Here is an 18,650-nt window from a genome sequence, read left to right as displayed (position 1 = left end):
CGCCGACGTGTCGCACTGACTACGGTTCGAGGGGGACGGCTGGGTGAGAATACGGCGTGTCGCTGGACCTACTTTTCGAGGCGCTCGTACCGCCACGACATCGTATCGGGCGTCTGGTTGAACGTGTATATGTGGACGCCGCTGATGTTGTACTCCTCGTCGTCGACGTAGGGGGCGAGGCCGTCGATGAGGTCGTCGGGCTTGTAGGTCCCGCGGGACCCGACGAGCTGCCGGATGAAGCCGACGACGCCAGTGGTCTTCCGGAGGAACTTGATCGAGTCGCCGACGCCGACCTTCTGGGAGATCTGGAGCAATCGCTTGTACTTCATCACGCCGGGGATGCCGATTTCGACCGGGAGGGTGACGCCACGTTCGCGAATCTCCTCGATCCACTCGAGCACCGTCTCCGGGTCGTAGCAGAGTTGCGTGACGATGTACGTCGCGTAGGGCGCTTTCTGCTCCATGGACTCCGCCAGCGTCTCGTCGTCGATGAAGTCGTGGCCCTCGGGATAGCCGGTGATGCCGACCTCCTCGAAGGAGTACTCCATCCCGTCGAGCGTCGAGAGGAGGTCGTACGCCGACTCGAACTCCCCCTCCGGTTCGTCCCGGTCGCCGCCCGGAACGAAGATGTCGGTGATGCCGGCCTCTGTGAGTCGCCGGGCGATGTCCGCTAGGTGCTCCCGGTCACGGACGTAGCGGGCCGCGATGTGTGGAACGACCTCGAACCCCTGTTCGACGGCCTCCTCGGTCCGTTCGAGCGTCGCCTCGATACCCAACTGCGGCGAGGTAGTGATAGCGATGGTCGCACCGTCGGGCAGGTGCGTTATCTCCTCCTCGAAGCTCTCGAACGGCATCAGTTCGAACCGTGCGTTCGTGAGGAGGTTCTCGACCCCGTCCTGCGGCGTCATGGTACGACTTCGCAACGACATTACGTATCGGTAGGATGTATGGAGGACACTTTTGTTTGTGGGTGGGTCACAGAACCCCTTTAAATTGCCAGCGGGGAGTCACGCTGGGCCGGGGGCACACTCTCGGATTCGCGTGGCGACTTGCTCGTAGGACGCCGTCTGTTCCGGGTTGTCGGACAACTGCCGCATGACGAGGTCCAGCAGATTGAGTTCTTCGAGCAGTTCCTGTGTCTGCTGGCGTTCGAGGTCGAGGTGTCGCTGGACCTCGTAGACGGTCACCGAGTCGACGACGGCGTCGGCGACGTCCGCCAGATGGACACTCTCCGGAAGGCCGAGGCCGTCGGTGACGAGTTGCTCGTCCGGGATCGTCTCCATCGGATCGTCGGTCGCCGTGGGTGCCGCCAGAGTCGGTTCGGCGCTCGTCGTCGCGTCCGCGCGTCCCTCCCCAGCCCGCCCCGTATCTTGGTTGGTCGAGGTGTCGTAGGACGTCGGGTCGTGGATGTCTGCCTCGATCATGTAGCGTCGGACCGTCTCGGAGGAGACGTCCATCTCGATTCGCTCGCTCATCTCGGTGAAGTTCTCGCAGGCGTCATAGAGACGCTTGAGGTACGCCGTGTCCTCGTAGGGCGGGACGTCGTCGTCACGGACCGCCGCGAGTTCGTCCGCCAGTGACGCGTCCTCGCTGTCCGCTGGCGGTGCGGACGGTTCGGGCGACGCCCCGTCTACGTCTGTCGGTTCCGTGGCCGACTGCGCCGTCGTCCGAGAGTCGGTGGCGGCGTCCTCGCCGACTGCGGCACGCTCCGTCCCGTCTGCAGACGGGTCGACGGTGAGTTCGACGCCGAGGACGATGCCGCCGTCTTCGACGCGGACGGCCTCCTCGTTGACCGAGATGGACGCCGCAGTCGTCGGTGGGAGCGCGGCGAGGGCGGAGGTCGAGAACTCCACCCGTAGCCCACCGCTGTCGGTCAGTGTCGCCGTCTCCGGGGTGAGGTCGGAGTGGACGCCGTCGCCAGACGCGGCACAGAGCGACACCGGGACCGCCATGGAGACCTGCAGCGACCCGCCGTCGCTCGCCGTCGCTTCGACGTGTCGGACGGTCCGACCACGCGACTCGTACTGTTCGACGATCTGGGAGAGGACGTCGAAGGCGGTCTGTAGTCCCATGTTATTGAGTATCTATGACACATCACGGAGCATAACAGTGTGTCAGTAATAACCAACCCATTTAAATCCCCGAATACGGCGGTGGTACCGAGACTGCGCCCGAGAGATACGGCTGACCGGCTGTCGACTGCGACGCCAGTCACACCGGCGTCGCGATGCCGGCGATTCGCTCGCCAGCGACGACCACGGCCTCACGGGCCAGCGAGTAGGCGACGCCACCGTCGTCGGCGGTGGCCGTCTGGAGTCGTTCGAACGTCGAGGGGGAGTAGACGGCGCCGAGCGTCTCTCCCGCCTCTACGTGGTCGCCGACGCCGAGGTCCGGGCGCAGTTCGAACAGGCCCGACTCCGCCGCCACGGTGGTGGCACCGTCGTTCCGGAGGCGCGTCTGGTCGGGCGGTCGGGCCGGGTCGTCCGGGAGGACGCCCAGTTCGCGGAGGACGTTTTCGACGCCGACGACGCCGGTGTCGATAGCCGAGTGCGTGACCGTCCTGCTGTTCGAGAGTTCGACGGTTATCGCCGGGACGTCCGCGCGTGCGGCGGCCGTCCGGAACGTCCCCCTGAACTCGTCGTCTGCCGGTGCCTCGTCGCTGTCGACGACGAGGTACTCCGTCCCGAACGCCTTCGCCAGCGTCCGGGCCTCGCCCTCGCCGTCTTGATACCGGACGTGTTCGAGCATGTCCGCGGTCCCGGTGTGTAAGTCGACGGCGGCGTCGGCGTCGGTCACGAGGTCCCACAACCGGGCGGCCAGTCGCTCTTGCAGGCTGCCGGCCTCGTCACCGGGCCAGACGCGGTTCAGGTTCGGGTTCATCACGTCGTACTCCGCGGGAGTCATGTACGAGCGGTGGTCGAACGCCAGCGGGTTCACCACCGGAACGACGGCGACGGTCCCAGCGATTTCGGCGTCGATCAATCGCCCGTGGAGACGGCGCAACGCCGCCGGGCCGTTGAGTTCGATGCCGTGCTGGGCCCCTTGCACGTAGACGGCCGGGCCGGGGCCACCAACGTACCGGTGGACAGTCACCGACACGTCGCTGCCCGACGGGAGACGACCGAGACGACGGTCACTCGTCGTATGCGTCACAGACTCGTACTCCATACGTCGCCACTGCGGCGCGAGCGTAAAAAGCACCGGGAGTAGGGGCTTTATTCGAGTTCGCACAGAGGTGCGCGTATGCACATCGAATCCGAGACGTGGACCGACGCCGAACAGACAGAGACGAATCTGGCACTGCTCCCGGTCGGGAGCACGGAGCAACACGGCCCGCACGCGCCGCTGGGGACGGACACGCTCAACGCGGAGGCGGTGGCCGAACGCGCCGCCGACGAGTACGACGGCGAAGTGGTCGTCGCGCCCGCGGTTCCGGTCGGCGTCGCCGAGGAACACCGGGCCTTCAGCGGGACGCTCTGGACCTCCGAGTCCACGTTCCGGGACTACGTCAGAGACGTCGTGGGGAGTCTGGCCCACCACGGCTGGGACCGCGTCGTCCTCGTCAACGGTCACGGCGGCAACATCGCGGCCCTCCGGGAGGTCGCCGGCCGGATTTCGAGACACGACGAGGCGTACGCCGTCCCGTTCACGTGGTTCGACGAAGTGGGCGAGCACAGTTCCGACATGGGTCACGGCGGTCCGCTGGAGACGGCCCTCCTCCAGCACGCGAACCCCGAGACGGTCCACGAGGACCGCCTCGACTCGGCGGCGGAGAACGGGAGCGAACGCTGGGGCGACTGGCAGGGTCGCGTCAACCTCGCGTTCGACGCCGACGAGTTCACCGAAAACGGCGTGGTCGGCGACCCGCGCGAGGGGAGCGCCGAACTGGGTGAGACACTGCTGACCGCGGCCGCGGACGCCCTCGTGGACCTGCTCGACGCCGTTGCAGCGCGTCAGCCGGGTCCGCGGGACGACTAGCGTTACTCCGTGAGTTCGTTCCAGCGTTCGACGCCCGCTTCCGCGACGTCTCGGTCCTGTGAGACGGCCCCGCCGGAGACGCCGATAGTGCCGACGACGTCGCCGTCGCGTTCGAGCGGGTAGCCGCCGCCGAAGATGACGATACGTCCCTCGTCGGTGGTCTGGAGTCCGTACAGGGAGTTTCCGGGTTCCGACGGTTCGGCGAGTTCGTGTGTCGGCGTCTCCAGTGCAGCGGACGTGTACGCCTTGTTCCGCGAGATGCTCACCGACGCGAGCCACGCGCCGTCCATCCGGTGCTGGGCGACGAGGTTCCCCTCGCTGTTGGCCACCGTGATAACCATCGGGTTCGCGATCTCCTCTGCCTTCGCTTCTGCCGCCGCTATCAGTTCTGTCGCTGTCTCCAGCGAGATGGAGTCGACCATGCAACTGAGAGCGCACTCGAGAGAGGGAAAAGGGTTGTCACCACCCGCGGAGTGAGCCCACGGAGAAGGCCGACCATTCGGCTGTTTCATGCCGTCTAGGGACCGTATACTCGAATATCTGGGAGCCGTCGGTCGGGAGGACTGAATCGACACTACCCTCTATTTCACAGTACTATCATTGTGAAATTCGGAAGCTCTACCAGACAGCAAAGTGACTGGTTGAAAACCGCCGAGAGGACAGGGGATAACTATATTTGGCCGCCAGAATCACCTACGAATCAGATTTATGGAGACGACAGACAGCCTGCCGACCGAGGCTGGCACCGTCATCGTCGGTGCCGGTATCGTCGGCTGCAATCTGGCGTATCAGCTCACGGAACTCGGCCGCGACGACGTCGTCGTCGTCGACCAAGGGCCCATGCCGACGACGGGCGGGTCCTCGACGCACGCGCCGGGTATCATGTTCCAGACCGCCGAACCGAAGGTCCTCAGCCAGTTCGCGGACTACAGCCGTCGCCTGTACGCCGAACTCGAAGGCGCGGACGGCCAGCAGGCCTACAACGAGGTGGGCGGCATCGAAGTCGCCCGAAGCGAGGAGCGCATGGACTTCCTCCAACGCCGCGTCGAACACGCGAAGGCGTGGGGCATCGACGACCCGCAACTCCTCTCGCCGGAGGAAGTCACCGACCATCTACCGCTCGTCGACGCCGACCAGATACTCGGCGGGTACTACTCGCCGACGGACGGACAGGTGTCGGGCGTCGTGGCCTGTGACGCGCTCGCTCGGGAAGCGATGGACAACGGCGCGCGGTTCGTCCCGCACACCCGTACGGAGAACGTGGTGACGGACGGCGACTCCATCGAGGGCGTCGTCACCGAACACGGCACCATCGACTGTGAGGAAGTCGTCGTCGCGACGAACATCTGGGCCCGCCAACTCGGTGAGAAACTCGACGTCCACCTGCCGGTGACGCCCGTCGAGCACCAGTACACCATGACGGAGTCGCTCGACGAACTCGCAGACAGCGCCGTGGACATCACGGACCACCCGCTGTTCGAGAACTACGAGAACGTCTCCGGCGAGAAGGCAAAGCGACTGCTCGTCGGCCCCGACAGACCGATTCTCCGGGACCAGGACAACGCGATGTACTACCGGAACCACGGGGACGCCTACGGCATCGGCTCGTACAACCACGAGCCAATCGTTCCGGACCCGCAGGAACTGGGTGGGAACGACCCGGACGGTGAACAGGGCTCTGTCCACGAGTTCACCGACTACCACATGAACACGGCGACCCACCCGGACCGCCCGGACAAGGCGCCGCGACAGGCCAGCGACGAACTCATCCCGGCCACGAAGGACAAGAAACTCGAACACAAGTACAACGGGATGTTCGCGGAGTCACCGAACGGCCTCCCCGTCATGGGTCCGGTACAGGAGTACGACGGCCTCTGGACGGCGGCAGCCATCTGGGTCACCCACGCCGGTGGCGCCGGGAAGGCGCTGGCCGAGTGGATGGAGAACGGCGTCCCGCGACTCCCCGAAGGCCCGATAGACCTCGCGCACTGCGACGTCAACCGCTTCGACGAACACGAGGGCAGTTGGGACTTCGCCCGCGACATCGGCGGCGAGGAGTACCGCATCGTCTACAACATCATGCATCCGAAGTGGGTGTGGACGGACAAACAGCGCGACATCCGGCGGACGCCGATGTACCACTCCCACGAGGCGTGGGACGCGGAGATGTGGGCCGAGGCCGGGTGGGAGGCCCCGCAGTGGTTCGACGCCAACGCCGACCTGCTGGCGGAGTACGGCGACCGGATTCCCGACCGCGAGGGCTGGGAAGGCAAGTACTACTCGCCCATCGAGGGCGCCGAAGCGCTCCACGTCCGGAACAAGGTCGGCCTGCACGACATGACCGCGTTCAACAAGATGGAAGTCGTCGGCGAGGACGCCGGCGAGTTCGTCCAGTACCTCTGTACGAACGATATGGACATCGACGTGGGCGACGTGAAGTACACGCTCATGTGCAACGAGGGCGGCGGCGTCCGCGCAGACATCACCGTCACGCGCACGGACGAGGACCGCTACCTCTTGCTGACGACGGGCCGCGAAGTCGGGAACAACCACGTCGCGTGGGTCCGCGAGCAGTCGCCCGAAGGCGTCCTCGTCAACGACGTCACCTCGAACCTCGCCGCGATGGTGTGTACCGGCCCGAACGCCCGGAAAGTGCTTTCGAAGGTCACCGACGTCGACCTCTCGGACGACGCCTTCCCGTTCTTTACGAGCCAGCAGTTCTTCGTCAAGAACGTCCCCGTGACCGCGCTCCGGGTGTCCTACGCCGGCGAACTCGGCTGGGAACTGTACACGCCCGCCGAGTACGGGGAGCGCCTCTGGGAGCACGTTCTAGAGGCCGGCGAAGAATACGACATACGGCCGTACGGCAACGGCGCACTCGACGCCCTGCGCATCGAGAAAGGGTTCCGCCTGTGGGGCGAAGACCTCCACACCGAACACAACCCCTACGAGGCGGGCCTCGGCTGGGCCGTCGACCTCGAAACCGACTTCATCGGCAAGGAGGCCGTCGCCGCGGCCGCCGACGGCGACAACATCGACCACGAGGTCGCCTGTCTGACGCTGGACGACCCCGAGGCGGTAGTCCTCGACGACCGGCCAGTGCTGGACGGGGACGAGGTGCTCGGGTACCTCCACAGCGCAGAGTACGGGTACACCGAAGGAGCCTGCGTCGCCTACACGTACCTCCCACCGGAGTACGCCGAACCCGGTACCGAGGTTGAGATTCTCTACGAGGGTGAGCGCTACGACGCGACGGTCCGCGAGGAACCGCTCGTCTCCTGACGTTCGCCGCGCGTCCATCCGATCGTGTCGCGTTCCTGTCACGCTGTGGTTCGAGAGACACACGCCGTCTTCTACCGTGTGTCCGCCAACTGCCGCAGAAATCGAATGTCCCATTTTCGGACCACTCAGGCACTCTCCACAGACATCCTCAGATACCCCAGCCGAACCCGTCGGTGTATTTAAGATAGTGACAGAAGGACCTCGATACGAGATACATGAGCACAGAGGCTCCCCCATCACAGGCGGACACCGTCATCATCGGTGCCGGTGCCGTCGGGTGTAGTGTCGCGTACCATCTGACGGAACTCGGCGCGGAGGACGTAACGGTCATCGACCAAGGCCCGCTGCCGGTCACGGGCGGGTCGTCCGTCCACGCGCCCGGCATCATGTTCCAGACGTCGCCGTCGAAGATTCAGACGAAGGCGGCCCACTACACGAGTCGGTTGCTCTCTGACGCCGGCGTCTACGACGAAGTGGGCGGTATCGAACTCGCCCGGAGCGAGGACCGGATGGACTTCCTCCGCCGCCGAAAGGAGTGGGCGACTTCCTACGGGTTGCCCGAACCTGAACTCCTCTCGCCGGAGGAGGTCACCGACCACCTGCCGATGGTCGACGAGGACGAGATTCTCGGCGGCTACTACTCCCCGACGGACGGCCGCGTCGACGGCATCGCGGCCCTCCAGTGGTACATCGGCGAATCGTCTGCGGACTTCTACGGCAGCACCGAAGTGACCGACCTCGACGTCTCCGGCGGCGAGATTCAGGCCGTCGAGACAGACAAGGGGCGCATCGAGTGCGGGCGCTGTGTCATCGCGACGAACAACTGGGGCTACCAGACCGGGCAGTTGGCGGGACTGGACCTGCCTATCGCGCCCGTCGAACACCAGTACGTCGTCACCGAACCGATGTCGGAACTGGCCGACGCCGGTTCCTCCGTCGGGGACAACACGACCGGACTGGACGTGCCGGGCGAGCGGTCCATCGCGGAGTACATGAGCGAGGGACCACACCAACCGGTCGGTCGCGATCAAGACCACTCGCTGTACTTCCGAACCCACGGCGATTCGCTGGGGATGGGGTCGTACAACCACGAGACGCTCTCGGTCGACCCAGAGGCGATGGGTAAAAACTCCGAGGAGCGACAGGCGTCGGTCCGCGGGTTCACCGAGGAACACTGGACCCAGCCGACCCACCGCAATCGCGACAAGTCCGCGAAGCAGGCCTTCGACGAACTGCTCCCGGCGACACGAGACGTGGACTACGAGGTCACGGAGAACGGCATCTTCGTGTTCACGCCCGACGGGATGCCCGCAGTCGGTGAGACAGCGCAGGTGGACAACCTATGGACGGCGCTCGCCATCTGGTGGACCCACTCCGGCGGGTACGGCCGCATCCTCGCGGAGTGGATGGAGAACGGCACGCCGCGTCTCCCGTCCGGTCCCGTCGACACCGGCGGCATCCACGTCCGGCGGTTCGAACCCCACGCGGGCGAGAAGGACTACTTCGTCGACCGGGGCGCGAAGCGCTACGAGCAGGTGTACAGCATCGTCGAACCACGCTGGCAACCAGACGACCACCGCCGCCTGCGAACCAGTCCGTTCTACCATCAGGAGAAGGAACTGGGCGCGGAGTTCTACCAGAGCGGTGGCTGGGAGTCGCCACAGTACTACGAGTCCAACGCGGACCTCGTGGACCGCTACGAGGACCAGATTCCCGAACAGGACGGCTGGCAGGGCATCAATCGCTCGCAAATCGAAGCCGCCGAACACCTCCACACCCGCGAGAACGTGTCGATGTTCGACATGACCTCGTTCAGTTCCATCATGGTCTCCGGCGAGGGGAGTCAAGGGTTCCTCCAGCGAGTGTGCAGCAACGACGTGGACATCGACGTCGGACAGGTCCGCTACTCGCTGCTGCTGAACGAGGGCGGCGGCATCCTCGCGGACGTCACCGTCGTCCGCCTCGACGACGAGGAGTACATGGTCACTACCGGCGGCGGCAACTCGCCGGGCATCCACGGCGGGTGGCTCGAAGACCACGCACCCGAGACGGTGTCGGTCAACATCGAGGAGGGCGCGAAGTCGACAATCGGCCTCTGGGGGCCCAAGTCACGGCTCCTGCTCCAGCGGTGTACGGACGCCGACGTGACCGACGACGGCTTTCCGTACTTCCGCGCGAAGCAGATGTACGTCGGCGAAGTGCCAGTCATCGCCCTGCGCGTCTCCTACGTGGGTGAACTCGGTTGGGAACTGTGGACGCCGACGGAGTACGGGCAGCGCCTCTGGGAGACGCTCTGGGAGGCCGGACAGGACTTAGACGTCCGGCCGATGGGCGGCGGCGCTCTCAGTTCGATGCGACTGGAGAAAGGCTTCAGGCTCTGGGGCACGGACATCGATACCGACTCGAACCCGTTCGAGGCCGGTCTACCCTTCGCCGTCGACATGGACACCGACTTCGTCGGGAAGGAGGCCCTCGAATCGGCGAAGGCCGACGGCATCGACAACCGCATCACGCCGCTCACACTCGACGGCTCGTCGGACATCATGCTCTCGGGACGTCCCGTCCTGAAGGACGGCGAGGCCATCGGCTACGTGCAGGCCGGCGACTACGGCTACAGCATCGGCGAGTCCATCGCCTACACGTACGTCCCGAGCGAGCACGCCGAAGCAGGCACGTCGGTCCAGATCCAGTGCGAGGGCGAGACGTACGACGCGACGGTCCGAGACGAACCGCTGTTCGACCCCGGCCGGGAGAAGCTACTCCGATGAGCCGTCGCCGGCATCGCTCGACGACCGACCGGGGGTAAGTCCCGGCACCGACAATCCACTCATGACAACGACAGAATCCGCGGAACTGCCCGTCACCTACGCCGACATCGAACGGGCGCGTGAACGCCTCGACGACGACACCGTCGTCAAGAAGACGCCGGTCGAACGCAGTTCGTCGCTCGACGAGTTCGTCGGCGGCGAGGTGTACCTGAAGATGGAACACCTCCAGTGGACGGGGTCGTTCAAGACCAGAGGCGCGTACAACAAGATCTCACAGGACGTCGAAGCGGGCGTCGACGAGTTCGTCGCCGCCAGCGCGGGCAACCACGCCCAAGGCGTCGCCCTCGCCGCGACGAAGTGCGGAGCAGACTCGACCATCTTCATGCCGGTCAACGCCCCGCAGGCGAAGGTCGACGCGACTCGAGGGTACGGCGCGACGGTCGAACTCGTCGGCAAGGACTTTCAGGAGACCATGGCCCACGCGAAGTCCGAAGTCGAGGACAGCGACGCCGCGTTCGTCCACGCCTACGACGATACGGACATCATCGCCGGGCAGGGGACGCTGGGCGCCGAGATGTACCACGACTGTCCCGACGTGGACACCGTAGTCGTCCCTATCGGCGGCGGCGGCCTCATCAGCGGCGTCTCGACGGCCATCAAGCACCTCTCGCCGGAGACGCGCGTCGTCGGCGTGCAGGCGACCGGAGCGGGGACCGTCCACGAGAGCCTCGACAAGGGGATGCCCGTGACGTTGGACGAGGTGAACACCATCGCCGACGGCATCGCGACCGGCGGCATCTCCGAGACGACGCTGCGCATCATCGAGCAGAACGTCGACGACGTGGTGACCGTCACCGACACCGAGATCGCCCGGGCCATCCTCCTGTTGATGGAGCGCGCCAAACAGGTCGTCGAGGGCGCGGCCGCCGCCTCCGTCGCCGCCATCCTGAGCGACGATCTGGACGTCACCGACGAGACGGTGATACCCCTGCTCTGTGGCGGGAACCTCGACATGACGCAACTCCGGACGGTGCTCATCCACGCGCTCACCGAGCGCCGCCAACTCATGCGGTTGCGGGTGCGCATCGACGACCGACCGGGCGTCATGGAGGACATCTCCGGGACCATCGCGGACCAAGGCGCGAACATCCACGACGTGCGCCACGAGCGCTCCGTCGAGGACTTAGACGTCGGCGAGGCCTATCTGGTGTTCAACGTCGAGACGAGCGGACAGGAACACGCCGACGCCATCGTCGAGGCCATCCGCGAGACCGGCTACCCCGTCGAGGACATTGCCAGGACTGTCTGAGTGATAGGTACCACGTCCTCCCGTAGTTAGTCGGGGCCAGAGGGGGCCTGAGAGCCGGTTTCCCGACCCGCGTGTTGATCGAATAGTGATAGTTCACGGGGGAAATTATTTCTGCGCAGTCGTGGAAGTACGACTGTATTGTAGCGTATGTACGAGCACATATTGATTCCGTACGACGGAAGCGCAGAATCGAAGAAGGGCGCGACACACGGTATCGAACTCGCTGCCGAACTCGGGTCGACCGTCCACGCGCTCTACGTCATGGACCTTCCCGGCGTTCCTCGGGCGATGTCGATACGGGACGACGAGGAGAGCGTCCGGGAAGAGTACGAAACGTACGGGCAGGAGACCCTAGACGAGATAGCGGAGGTGGCAGCGGAGTACGGCGTCGAGTGCGAACGAGCGCTTCGGACAGGCACGCCCAGTGAGGAGATCGTCGACTACGCCGAGGAGGAAGGCCTCGACGTCATCGTGATGGGGTCGGCGTATCGCGGGAAGATAGGAACCATCCTCGGGGGGACGACGGACAAGGTGGTCCGGACCGCGACGGTTCCGGTCATCACACAGCGGATGGAGATGGACGAACTGTCGTGACCACGGCGACGCCGCTCGATGGTCCGGCACTCAGGTGTCGACGAGTCGCGTCTCGCGGAGGTAGATGACCAGACTCGCACACAGGAAGCTAAATCCCGCCACCTGCAAGTCGCCGTTCGACATCGCGAGCAGCGCCGTCCCTATCAACAGGACGGCGAGACCCGCCGCGACGGTCCCTAACAGGTTCTCCATGCGGACAGGACGGTCGGCTGATAAATAAAGGCACCCGACACCGAGCGGCCGGCCTCAGTACGAGTGTCTGAACTCCCAGTGATAGCGGCAGCCGTGACACGTCGCCCACTCGGGCACGTCGAGGGCGTGTGGGTGACGCTGACCGTGTTCCATCCGGTTGCCACAGACCGGACAGACCAGATACTGCAACGCCAGTTCGGGAAAGTCCTCGTGGGAAAATTCGGCGACACACCGGGAACAGTCGATGTCGTCCCGTGCGTCGCGTTGGTCGATGTCTGCCCCACAGCGGGGACACCGAACCACCGCCGGAGGGCGACGGCCCCACCCCACGTCGCCGTCGATAGTAGTCGTGTGTGTCTCCGGACTCGAAAGCCGGAAGTGGTCCGACTCCGGGTCGGCCCTGAGCGGTTCGAGGACCGCCTCGACGGCCTTTCCGAGCCGAGCAAACACGACCTTCAGGAATTCCATCATTATTGGTTATTGTAGACTCGCCGTCTTAATTCGCACTGGTCACCGAATTCCGACGCTGGTCGTGCGAAGACGGTCACCGGTACGCGCAGCGACGGTCGAACGAAAACCACCGTGCTGCCCCGGTGTCTGCTCGGATAGCGTCCTCGGAGACGGAGGTTAGTAGGTCCTTACCCGCAGTATACAGGCGAAGTTTTAATATAGTCCAATCGCACCTTCGGGTTGAGGTAGTGTAGCACACCACAGTGGCTCGGACACCGACGGCCAAACTGGCGGTGCGACTCGTCGTACCGCGTACACTGGCCCGGTGAACGACTCAGGTTCGTCCGGGAAGGACTTCGGCCACGTGCCAGAACGACACGGAGAATCGGGCGAAAAACGACCCGAAACGACGGGAACATCGAGAATGAAACCACGGACAACGCGGATACACACGACGGGGGTAACGCATGTCAGAGAGTGACGAGACGACTGGCCAGATGTCTGACGGGCTGCAGGTGGAGCTGTTCCATCCGGAGTCCGACCGAGAACCCGGCGACACCAACATCCGGCGGCTGGGCTTTGACGTTCATCCGATCGTCTTCCCGATATCGCTGGTCATAATCGTCGCCTTCGTCGCGGCGACCATCGCCCTCGGCGATCAGGCGTCGACGGTGTACACGGACGTCTTCAACTTCATCAACGGAACGTTCGGGTGGTTCTACATCCTGGCGGTGAACCTGTTTATCGTCACGATACTGTACTTCGCCGTCAGTAAGTACGGGAACATCAGAATCGGCGGCGTAGAGGCCGAAAAGGAGTTCAGCGATTTCTCGTGGATGGCGATGCTGTTCAGCGCGGGCATGGGTATCGGACTCATGTTCTTCAGCGTGGCCGAGCCGATGTGGCACTTCGGTTCCGGCGCATCGGAGTTCATGGTCGTCCCGCCCACGTTCGGTGCAGAGGGCGGCACGGCCGGGGCCGCAAGCGCCGCGATGGCACAGACGTTCTTCCACTGGGGCTTTCACCCGTGGGCCATCTACGGACTGGTCGGCCTCGGACTGGCCTTCTTCTCGTTCAACCGGGGGCTCCCGCTGACGTTCCGGTCGATTTTCTGGCCCCTGCTGGGTGAGCGAATCTACGGCTGGCCCGGCCACGTCATCGACCTCGTGACCGTCTTCGCGACGCTGTTCGGCCTGTCGACGTCGCTGGGGCTCGGGGTCGCACAGATAAACACCGGCCTGTCCTACGTCGGGGGTGACATCCTCGGTCTCGTGAACGTGCCGACCGGGACGGTGCCACAGGTCATCCTCATCGCGGTTATCACCGGCATCGCGACGGCCTCCGTCGCCGCAGGGCTGGAAGGCGGCGTCAAACGGCTGAGCACCTTCAACCTCTACCTGATGTTCACTATGCTGGCGTTCCTGCTCGTCGTCGGCCCGACGGTGTACATCTTCGGGACGTTCGCCGACGGACTCGGTGCGTACCTCGGTAACTTCCTGTCGCTGTCGTTTTTCACCGGCACCATCGGTGGCTCGGCGGCACTGGGCGGCTACACCGTCAAGAGCTGGATGGGGAGCTGGACCGTGTTCTACTGGGGTTGGTGGATCGCGTGGTCGCCGTTCGTCGGGATGTTCATCGCGCGCATCTCGAAGGGACGGACCGTACGAGAGTTCGTATTGGGCGTGCTGTTCCTCCCAGCCATGTTCTCGTTCCTCTGGCTGGCGACGTTCGGCGGGTCGGCCCTCTGGGTCCAACTCGTCGGCAGCGGTGGCATCGCTTCGGCCGTCGCGAATCAGGGACAGACGGTCGCGATGTTCGCCATGTTGAGCAAGTTCCCGCTTGGGGCCGTCACGGGCCTGCTCGCGACCCTGCTCGTGGTGACGTTCTTCGTCACGTCCTCTGACTCGGGGTCGCTGGTCGTCGACCACCTGACCTCGGGCGGCAAACACGACGTGCCGAAGGTCCAGCGGGTCTTCTGGGCGATCACCGAGGGTGCTGTCGCCGCGAGCCTGCTCGTCGGTGGCGGCCTCGGCGCCCTGCAGACGGCCGCAATCACGACCGGGTTGCCGTTCGCGGTCATCCTGTGTCTGATGTGTTATACGGTCTATCTGGGACTGGACAACGAGTACGAGATTCTGGAGTCCGAACAGTTCCAGGAGCGCATCCAGGACATGACCGCCGAAGAAGACGTCGACGTCACGAAAACCGGTAGCGACGTGGTGACGGACGTAACCGGCAACCCCGACGCCGAAGGAAGCGACTGATCCGTCCTGGCGGTTTTTCTCGGTTTCGCGACGACGGTGAGGGCCGTACCCCGAAAGCAGCGGCAGCACCGTGCCGACGACACCGAGAGTTCTGTACGCAGTCATTGCAACGCGAGAATAAAACAGCGACAGTGTGACATCCCACGATCGACCAGCCACAGTTGAACGGGTGTCGTATATCGTCGCAGGATCGACCACCGGGCCCCGAAACTCCTCGACACTCGCGCTGGGCATGCTCGCGACCGGCGGCAAGCAACACCCCTCGACGGTCAATCGGGTCATCTGGGGCGGTCTGATGGGCGGTCCGTCCCTGCTCATCGTCGGCGGGGGTATCAGCGCTCCGCTCGACGGCGAGCGCCGAGGGCGACTGATACTGGTGGCTGTAACAAACTGAAGTACTTCGCCACCCCGGGGTGGCGAATATCGTTACGAACTTACAGCCACCAGTATGAGGGCCCTCAATAGAACTTCCAGTCGTCTTCGTCGGACCCTCGCGTGACGCCGTCCTCCTCTTCGGCCTCCTCCGTCTCGTCGGGCCAGCGGATGCCGTCGCCAGCGAGGCTCTTGTAGGCGAACCCACCGAAGGCGACCAGCAACAGGAGCAGGACGAGAGCGCCGACAGCCCCGACGAGTTGAGCCGCTATCTCGACGAATCCCGAATCGAACGGTAGCTGAAGCGGTTCCATGCTGACCGCTATGGACCGCACACGTTTGTGCGTTGGCAGACCGACGCTATGCGGATTTCGCGGGGCGGGCACTGCCGTGGACCCACTCTCGTGCGGACCCGCCGATGCCGACGGCAGCGATGGCAAGCCACACCACGAGGCTCACCACGACTGGCAGGACAAACCACGCGATGGCGCTGACGGCGCCGACGCCGACCAGCCCGATCCACGGGTCTCGCCCGCCGACGGCCTCGGTCACCCAGACGCCGACGACGGCGAAGCCGAAACCGCCCAGCGTGAGTACGGCGACACCGAGGACGACGGTACCGATGACGCCCACTGCCGTCGCGCCGACGCCGAGGTTCGCGAGTTGGCTGAGCGCGTACGCCACGAAGAACGTGACGACACCGAAGGCCATCAAGCCGTACAGGGCGGCGACGAGCGGCCGTCGACGCGACGACTCGACGGCCGCCTCGATGCGGCCGCCGTCCCGATAGATGACGGCGCCGCCGAACAGCACCGTCAGGAAGAACGACGCCGCGGCCCGAAACGTCGGGGATGCGTCGGTGACCGTCGTCGGGTCGAACGCCTGCAGGGAGAGCGTCGAGAACGGCCCGAGAACCGCCGCCGCGACGACTGCCACGTCTGCTGCTAGCATGCTACGCAGTTTCTCGACGGGATGTGAAAAACTGTCGGTCGGCATCGTCCGCTGCGGTAGCCGTGTCTCCGTCGCCACGGTGGGTCGGTTACACGTCGTCCGCTTCCGAAACCGTTCGCACCGCCGCCGCGTTCTCGCTGACGTCGTGGACCCGAACCACGTCGGCGCTCCGTTCGGCCGCCATGGTCGTTACGGCGATGGTCGGCGGGAGACGGTCCCCGCTCCGACAGCCGACTCGCTCGAACATCGACTTCCGGGAGTGGCCGACCATCACGGGACAGCCGAGCGCTCGTAGCTCCGCGAGGCGGTCGACCAGCGCGAACGACTCGGCCGCGTCCTTGCCGAACCCACAACCCGGGTCGACGATAATCTGCTCCCGGTCGATACCCGCCTGTTCGGCGAGCAACACCTGCTCGCGGAGGTCGGAAACGACGTCTGTGACCACGTCGTCGTACGTCGTCGTCCGGTCCGGGTCGACGGGTGCCGAGAGGCTGTGCATGAGGATCAGCGAGGCGCCGTGGTCGGCGACGACGAACCGCATCTCGGGGTCCGACAGTCCCGACACGTCGTTGACGATGTCGGCACCGGCGGCCAGTGCGGCGTCCGCGACGGCGGCTTTCCGGGTGTCGACAGAGATGGGTACCTCTAGCGACGAGAGCGCCTCGATTATCGGGACCACCCGGTCGATTTCCTCGCTCACGGAGACCGGGTCGGCGCCGGGACGAGTACTCTCCCCACCGACGTCGACGATGTCCGCGCCCGCGCCGACCATCTCCTCGGCGCGCTCGACCGCCGCGTCGAGACGGTTGTACTCGCCGCCGTCGTGGAAGCTATCGGGCGTGACGTTCAGGATACCCATCACCGCCGTCCCCTCGGTATCGACCGCCTCGGCCGACGGTGGTCCGTCCAGCACCGTCTGGAGTTGCTCGGCGAGACGGCCGAGGCCGTGACCCGCGTCTTCGAGGGCGCTCGTGAGGGTACGCAGTTGCGCGGGTGTCCCCGAGAGGGTCGTCGAGACCAGTTTCTCTGGCGCTTCGCGTTCGGTGTGTACACACGTGCCGCCGATGGCCGCTAGGCGCTCGTCGACTACCGCCGCCTGTTCGGGTCGAAGTGTCGTCGAGAGCACGCGACTGTCGACGCCGTCGGCGGTCGTCCCTCCGTCGGCTCTGGCCGTCGGCGTCACCGAACTCGACGCCCCGGCGTCTTTGGGGACCACGCTCCGCGTCCAGCGGTCCCGTGCCTCCGCGACGGCGTACAGTGACCCGGCGACGAGGACACAGTCGGACTCGTCGGCGGCGGCTAGCGCTCGCTCCGTCGCCTCGGGGACGGGCTCGATACGCTGGACGGTCTCGGCGTGACCGTCGAGGGCGTCGGCGAGCGTCTCGACAGTCGCCGCGCGGTCGACATCCGGCCGTGTCGCGTACGCAGTGTCGACCCGCGGTAGTTCGGCGACCATACCGTCGATGTCCTTCCCACCCATCGCCGCGAAGACGAGGTGTAGGTCGTCGTAGTCGTATCGCGAGAGCAAGTCGGAGAGCGTCGCTACTGCGCCGGGATTGTGCGACCCGTCGAGGACGACCAGCGGTTCCGTCGAGCGGACTTCGAACCGGCCGGGCCACGTCGCCTTTCGCAACCCGTGTGCTATCGTCCGTTCGGTTACCGACGCGACCTGTCTCGCGAGCGTCGCGGCGACGCCCGCGTTCGTCGCCTGATGCTGGCCTAACAGTTTGAGGTTCGTCTCGACGGCCCACTCCGACCCGGTTATCGAGACGTGATTCTCGACGGCGGAAGACATCCCGTCCTCGACGGCAGAAACGTCGGCCTCGTCTCCGCCGACCTGTATCACGTCCGACTCCGTCCGAATGGCGTCGAGCGCCGCACCGTCGGCACCGGTTACCAGCGGTGCGTCCGCGGGCGCGACCTGTGCCTTGTCGCGAGCGATCTCCTCGACGGTGTCACCGAGCAGGTCGGTGTGTTCCAAACTGACGCTCGTGACGGCGCTCGCGACCGGGTCGACGGCGCTGGTCGCGTCGTACCGGCCGCCGATGCCGACTTCGAGGACGGCGACGTCCACGTCCTCGGCGCCGAAGTGGTACAGCGCGAGGGCGGTGAGGACTTCGAAGTGCGTGGGCATGTCGTCGTCCGCTCGCAACCGCTCGATACAGGGGTCGATTCGCTCGACGAACTCCGTGACCCGCGCTTTGGGGACCTTGCGGCCGTTGACCGTCACTTGCTCGCGAAAGTCGTTCAGGGCCGGCGACGTGAACAGCCCTACGTCCAGACCGGCAGTTCGGAGGACGCTCTCCAGCATCCGGGCCGTGCTACCCTTGCCGTTCGACCCGGCAATCTGGACGCAGTCGAGGGACGCCTGCGGCGTCCCGAGGTGCGAGAGCATCCGCGCCGTCGTCTCCGTCCCGAGTTTGGGCCGACGGCGCTGTAGTGACTGCAGGTAGTCGGCTGACTCGTGGTACTCCATAGCACATATGGTCG

16 protein-coding genes are annotated in these 18,650 nt (G+C 65.3%); 7 read left to right on the top strand and 9 right to left on the bottom strand.

Features of this window, described 5'->3' with window-relative positions:
* Positions 1 to 68 precede the first annotated feature (68 nt).
* The 3 genes from IEY28_RS10825 to IEY28_RS10815 form a co-directional block, all read right to left on the bottom strand.
* A complete protein-coding gene (locus tag IEY28_RS10825) occupies positions 69 to 929 on the bottom strand; it encodes a methylenetetrahydrofolate reductase (protein WP_188997264.1) in 861 nt (286 codons plus the stop codon).
* 78 nt (positions 930 to 1,007) lie between these two features.
* A complete protein-coding gene (locus tag IEY28_RS10820; RefSeq protein ID WP_188997262.1) occupies positions 1,008 to 2,072 on the bottom strand; it encodes a DUF8073 domain-containing protein in 1,065 nt (354 codons plus the stop codon).
* A 139-nt stretch (positions 2,073 to 2,211) separates the two neighbouring features.
* Complete coding sequence (locus tag IEY28_RS10815; RefSeq protein ID WP_188997261.1) at positions 2,212 to 3,168, bottom strand: succinylglutamate desuccinylase/aspartoacylase family protein; 957 nt, start codon at positions 3,166 to 3,168, stop codon at positions 2,212 to 2,214.
* Positions 3,169 to 3,243: 75 nt separating this feature from the next.
* On the opposite strand from IEY28_RS10815, the gene IEY28_RS10810 reads away from it, so the two are divergent.
* A complete protein-coding gene (locus tag IEY28_RS10810) occupies positions 3,244 to 3,978 on the top strand; it encodes a creatininase family protein (RefSeq protein WP_188997258.1) in 735 nt (244 codons plus the stop codon).
* Between the two features lie 2 nt (positions 3,979 to 3,980).
* On the opposite strand, the gene IEY28_RS10805 is transcribed toward IEY28_RS10810, so the two are convergent.
* Positions 3,981 to 4,400, bottom strand: a complete 420-nt coding sequence (locus tag IEY28_RS10805; protein WP_188997256.1) for a GlcG/HbpS family heme-binding protein — start codon at positions 4,398 to 4,400, stop codon at positions 3,981 to 3,983.
* Positions 4,401 to 4,686: 286 nt separating this feature from the next.
* Between IEY28_RS10805 and IEY28_RS10800 the strand changes: the two genes are divergently transcribed.
* The 4 genes from IEY28_RS10800 (at position 4,687) to IEY28_RS10785 (ending at position 11,931) form a co-directional block, all read left to right on the top strand.
* Positions 4,687 to 7,260 carry a GcvT family protein gene (locus IEY28_RS10800; protein ID WP_188997254.1) on the top strand — a complete coding sequence of 858 codons (2,574 nt, stop codon included), beginning with the start codon at positions 4,687 to 4,689 and terminating at the stop codon, positions 7,258 to 7,260.
* 215 nt (positions 7,261 to 7,475) lie between these two features.
* Entirely contained in the window at positions 7,476 to 10,028 is a 2,553-nt protein-coding gene (locus IEY28_RS10795) for a GcvT family protein (protein ID WP_188997252.1), read from the top strand.
* A gap of 61 nt (positions 10,029 to 10,089) precedes the next feature.
* Positions 10,090 to 11,337, top strand: a complete 1,248-nt coding sequence (gene ilvA / locus IEY28_RS10790; protein ID WP_188997251.1) for a threonine ammonia-lyase — start codon at positions 10,090 to 10,092, stop codon at positions 11,335 to 11,337.
* 147 nt (positions 11,338 to 11,484) lie between these two features.
* Complete coding sequence (locus IEY28_RS10785) at positions 11,485 to 11,931, top strand: universal stress protein (protein ID WP_188997249.1); 447 nt, start codon at positions 11,485 to 11,487, stop codon at positions 11,929 to 11,931.
* A gap of 30 nt (positions 11,932 to 11,961) precedes the next feature.
* Here IEY28_RS10785 and IEY28_RS10780 read toward each other — a convergent pair whose 3' ends face one another.
* The gene (locus tag IEY28_RS10780) at positions 11,962 to 12,123 is read right to left on the bottom strand and encodes a hypothetical protein (RefSeq protein ID WP_188997246.1); all 162 of its coding nucleotides are present in this window, start codon (positions 12,121 to 12,123) and stop codon (positions 11,962 to 11,964) included.
* 54 nt (positions 12,124 to 12,177) lie between these two features.
* A complete protein-coding gene (locus IEY28_RS10775; RefSeq protein ID WP_188997244.1) occupies positions 12,178 to 12,594 on the bottom strand; it encodes a hypothetical protein in 417 nt (138 codons plus the stop codon).
* Between the two features lie 446 nt (positions 12,595 to 13,040).
* On the opposite strand from IEY28_RS10775, the gene IEY28_RS10770 reads away from it, so the two are divergent.
* Complete coding sequence (locus tag IEY28_RS10770; protein ID WP_188997242.1) at positions 13,041 to 14,837, top strand: BCCT family transporter; 1,797 nt, start codon at positions 13,041 to 13,043, stop codon at positions 14,835 to 14,837.
* A gap of 169 nt (positions 14,838 to 15,006) precedes the next feature.
* Positions 15,007 to 15,231, top strand: a complete 225-nt coding sequence (locus IEY28_RS10765; protein ID WP_188997805.1) for a hypothetical protein — start codon at positions 15,007 to 15,009, stop codon at positions 15,229 to 15,231.
* A 64-nt stretch (positions 15,232 to 15,295) separates the two neighbouring features.
* Here IEY28_RS10765 and IEY28_RS10760 read toward each other — a convergent pair whose 3' ends face one another.
* From IEY28_RS10760 to folP, 3 genes are all read right to left on the bottom strand, one after another.
* Entirely contained in the window at positions 15,296 to 15,523 is a 228-nt protein-coding gene (locus IEY28_RS10760) for a hypothetical protein (protein ID WP_188997240.1), read from the bottom strand.
* Between the two features lie 46 nt (positions 15,524 to 15,569).
* A complete protein-coding gene (locus IEY28_RS10755) occupies positions 15,570 to 16,160 on the bottom strand; it encodes a hypothetical protein (RefSeq protein ID WP_188997238.1) in 591 nt (196 codons plus the stop codon).
* 88 nt (positions 16,161 to 16,248) lie between these two features.
* Complete coding sequence (gene folP, locus IEY28_RS10750) at positions 16,249 to 18,636, bottom strand: dihydropteroate synthase (protein WP_188997234.1); 2,388 nt, start codon at positions 18,634 to 18,636, stop codon at positions 16,249 to 16,251.
* Between the last annotated feature and the right edge of the window lie 14 nt (positions 18,637 to 18,650).

The sequence above is a fragment of the Haloarcula pellucida genome, from assembly GCF_014647235.1.
Classification (GTDB): Archaea; Halobacteriota; Halobacteria; order Halobacteriales; family Haloarculaceae; genus Haloarcula; species Haloarcula pellucida.
This window is presented reverse-complemented; position numbering and strand designations above follow the sequence as displayed.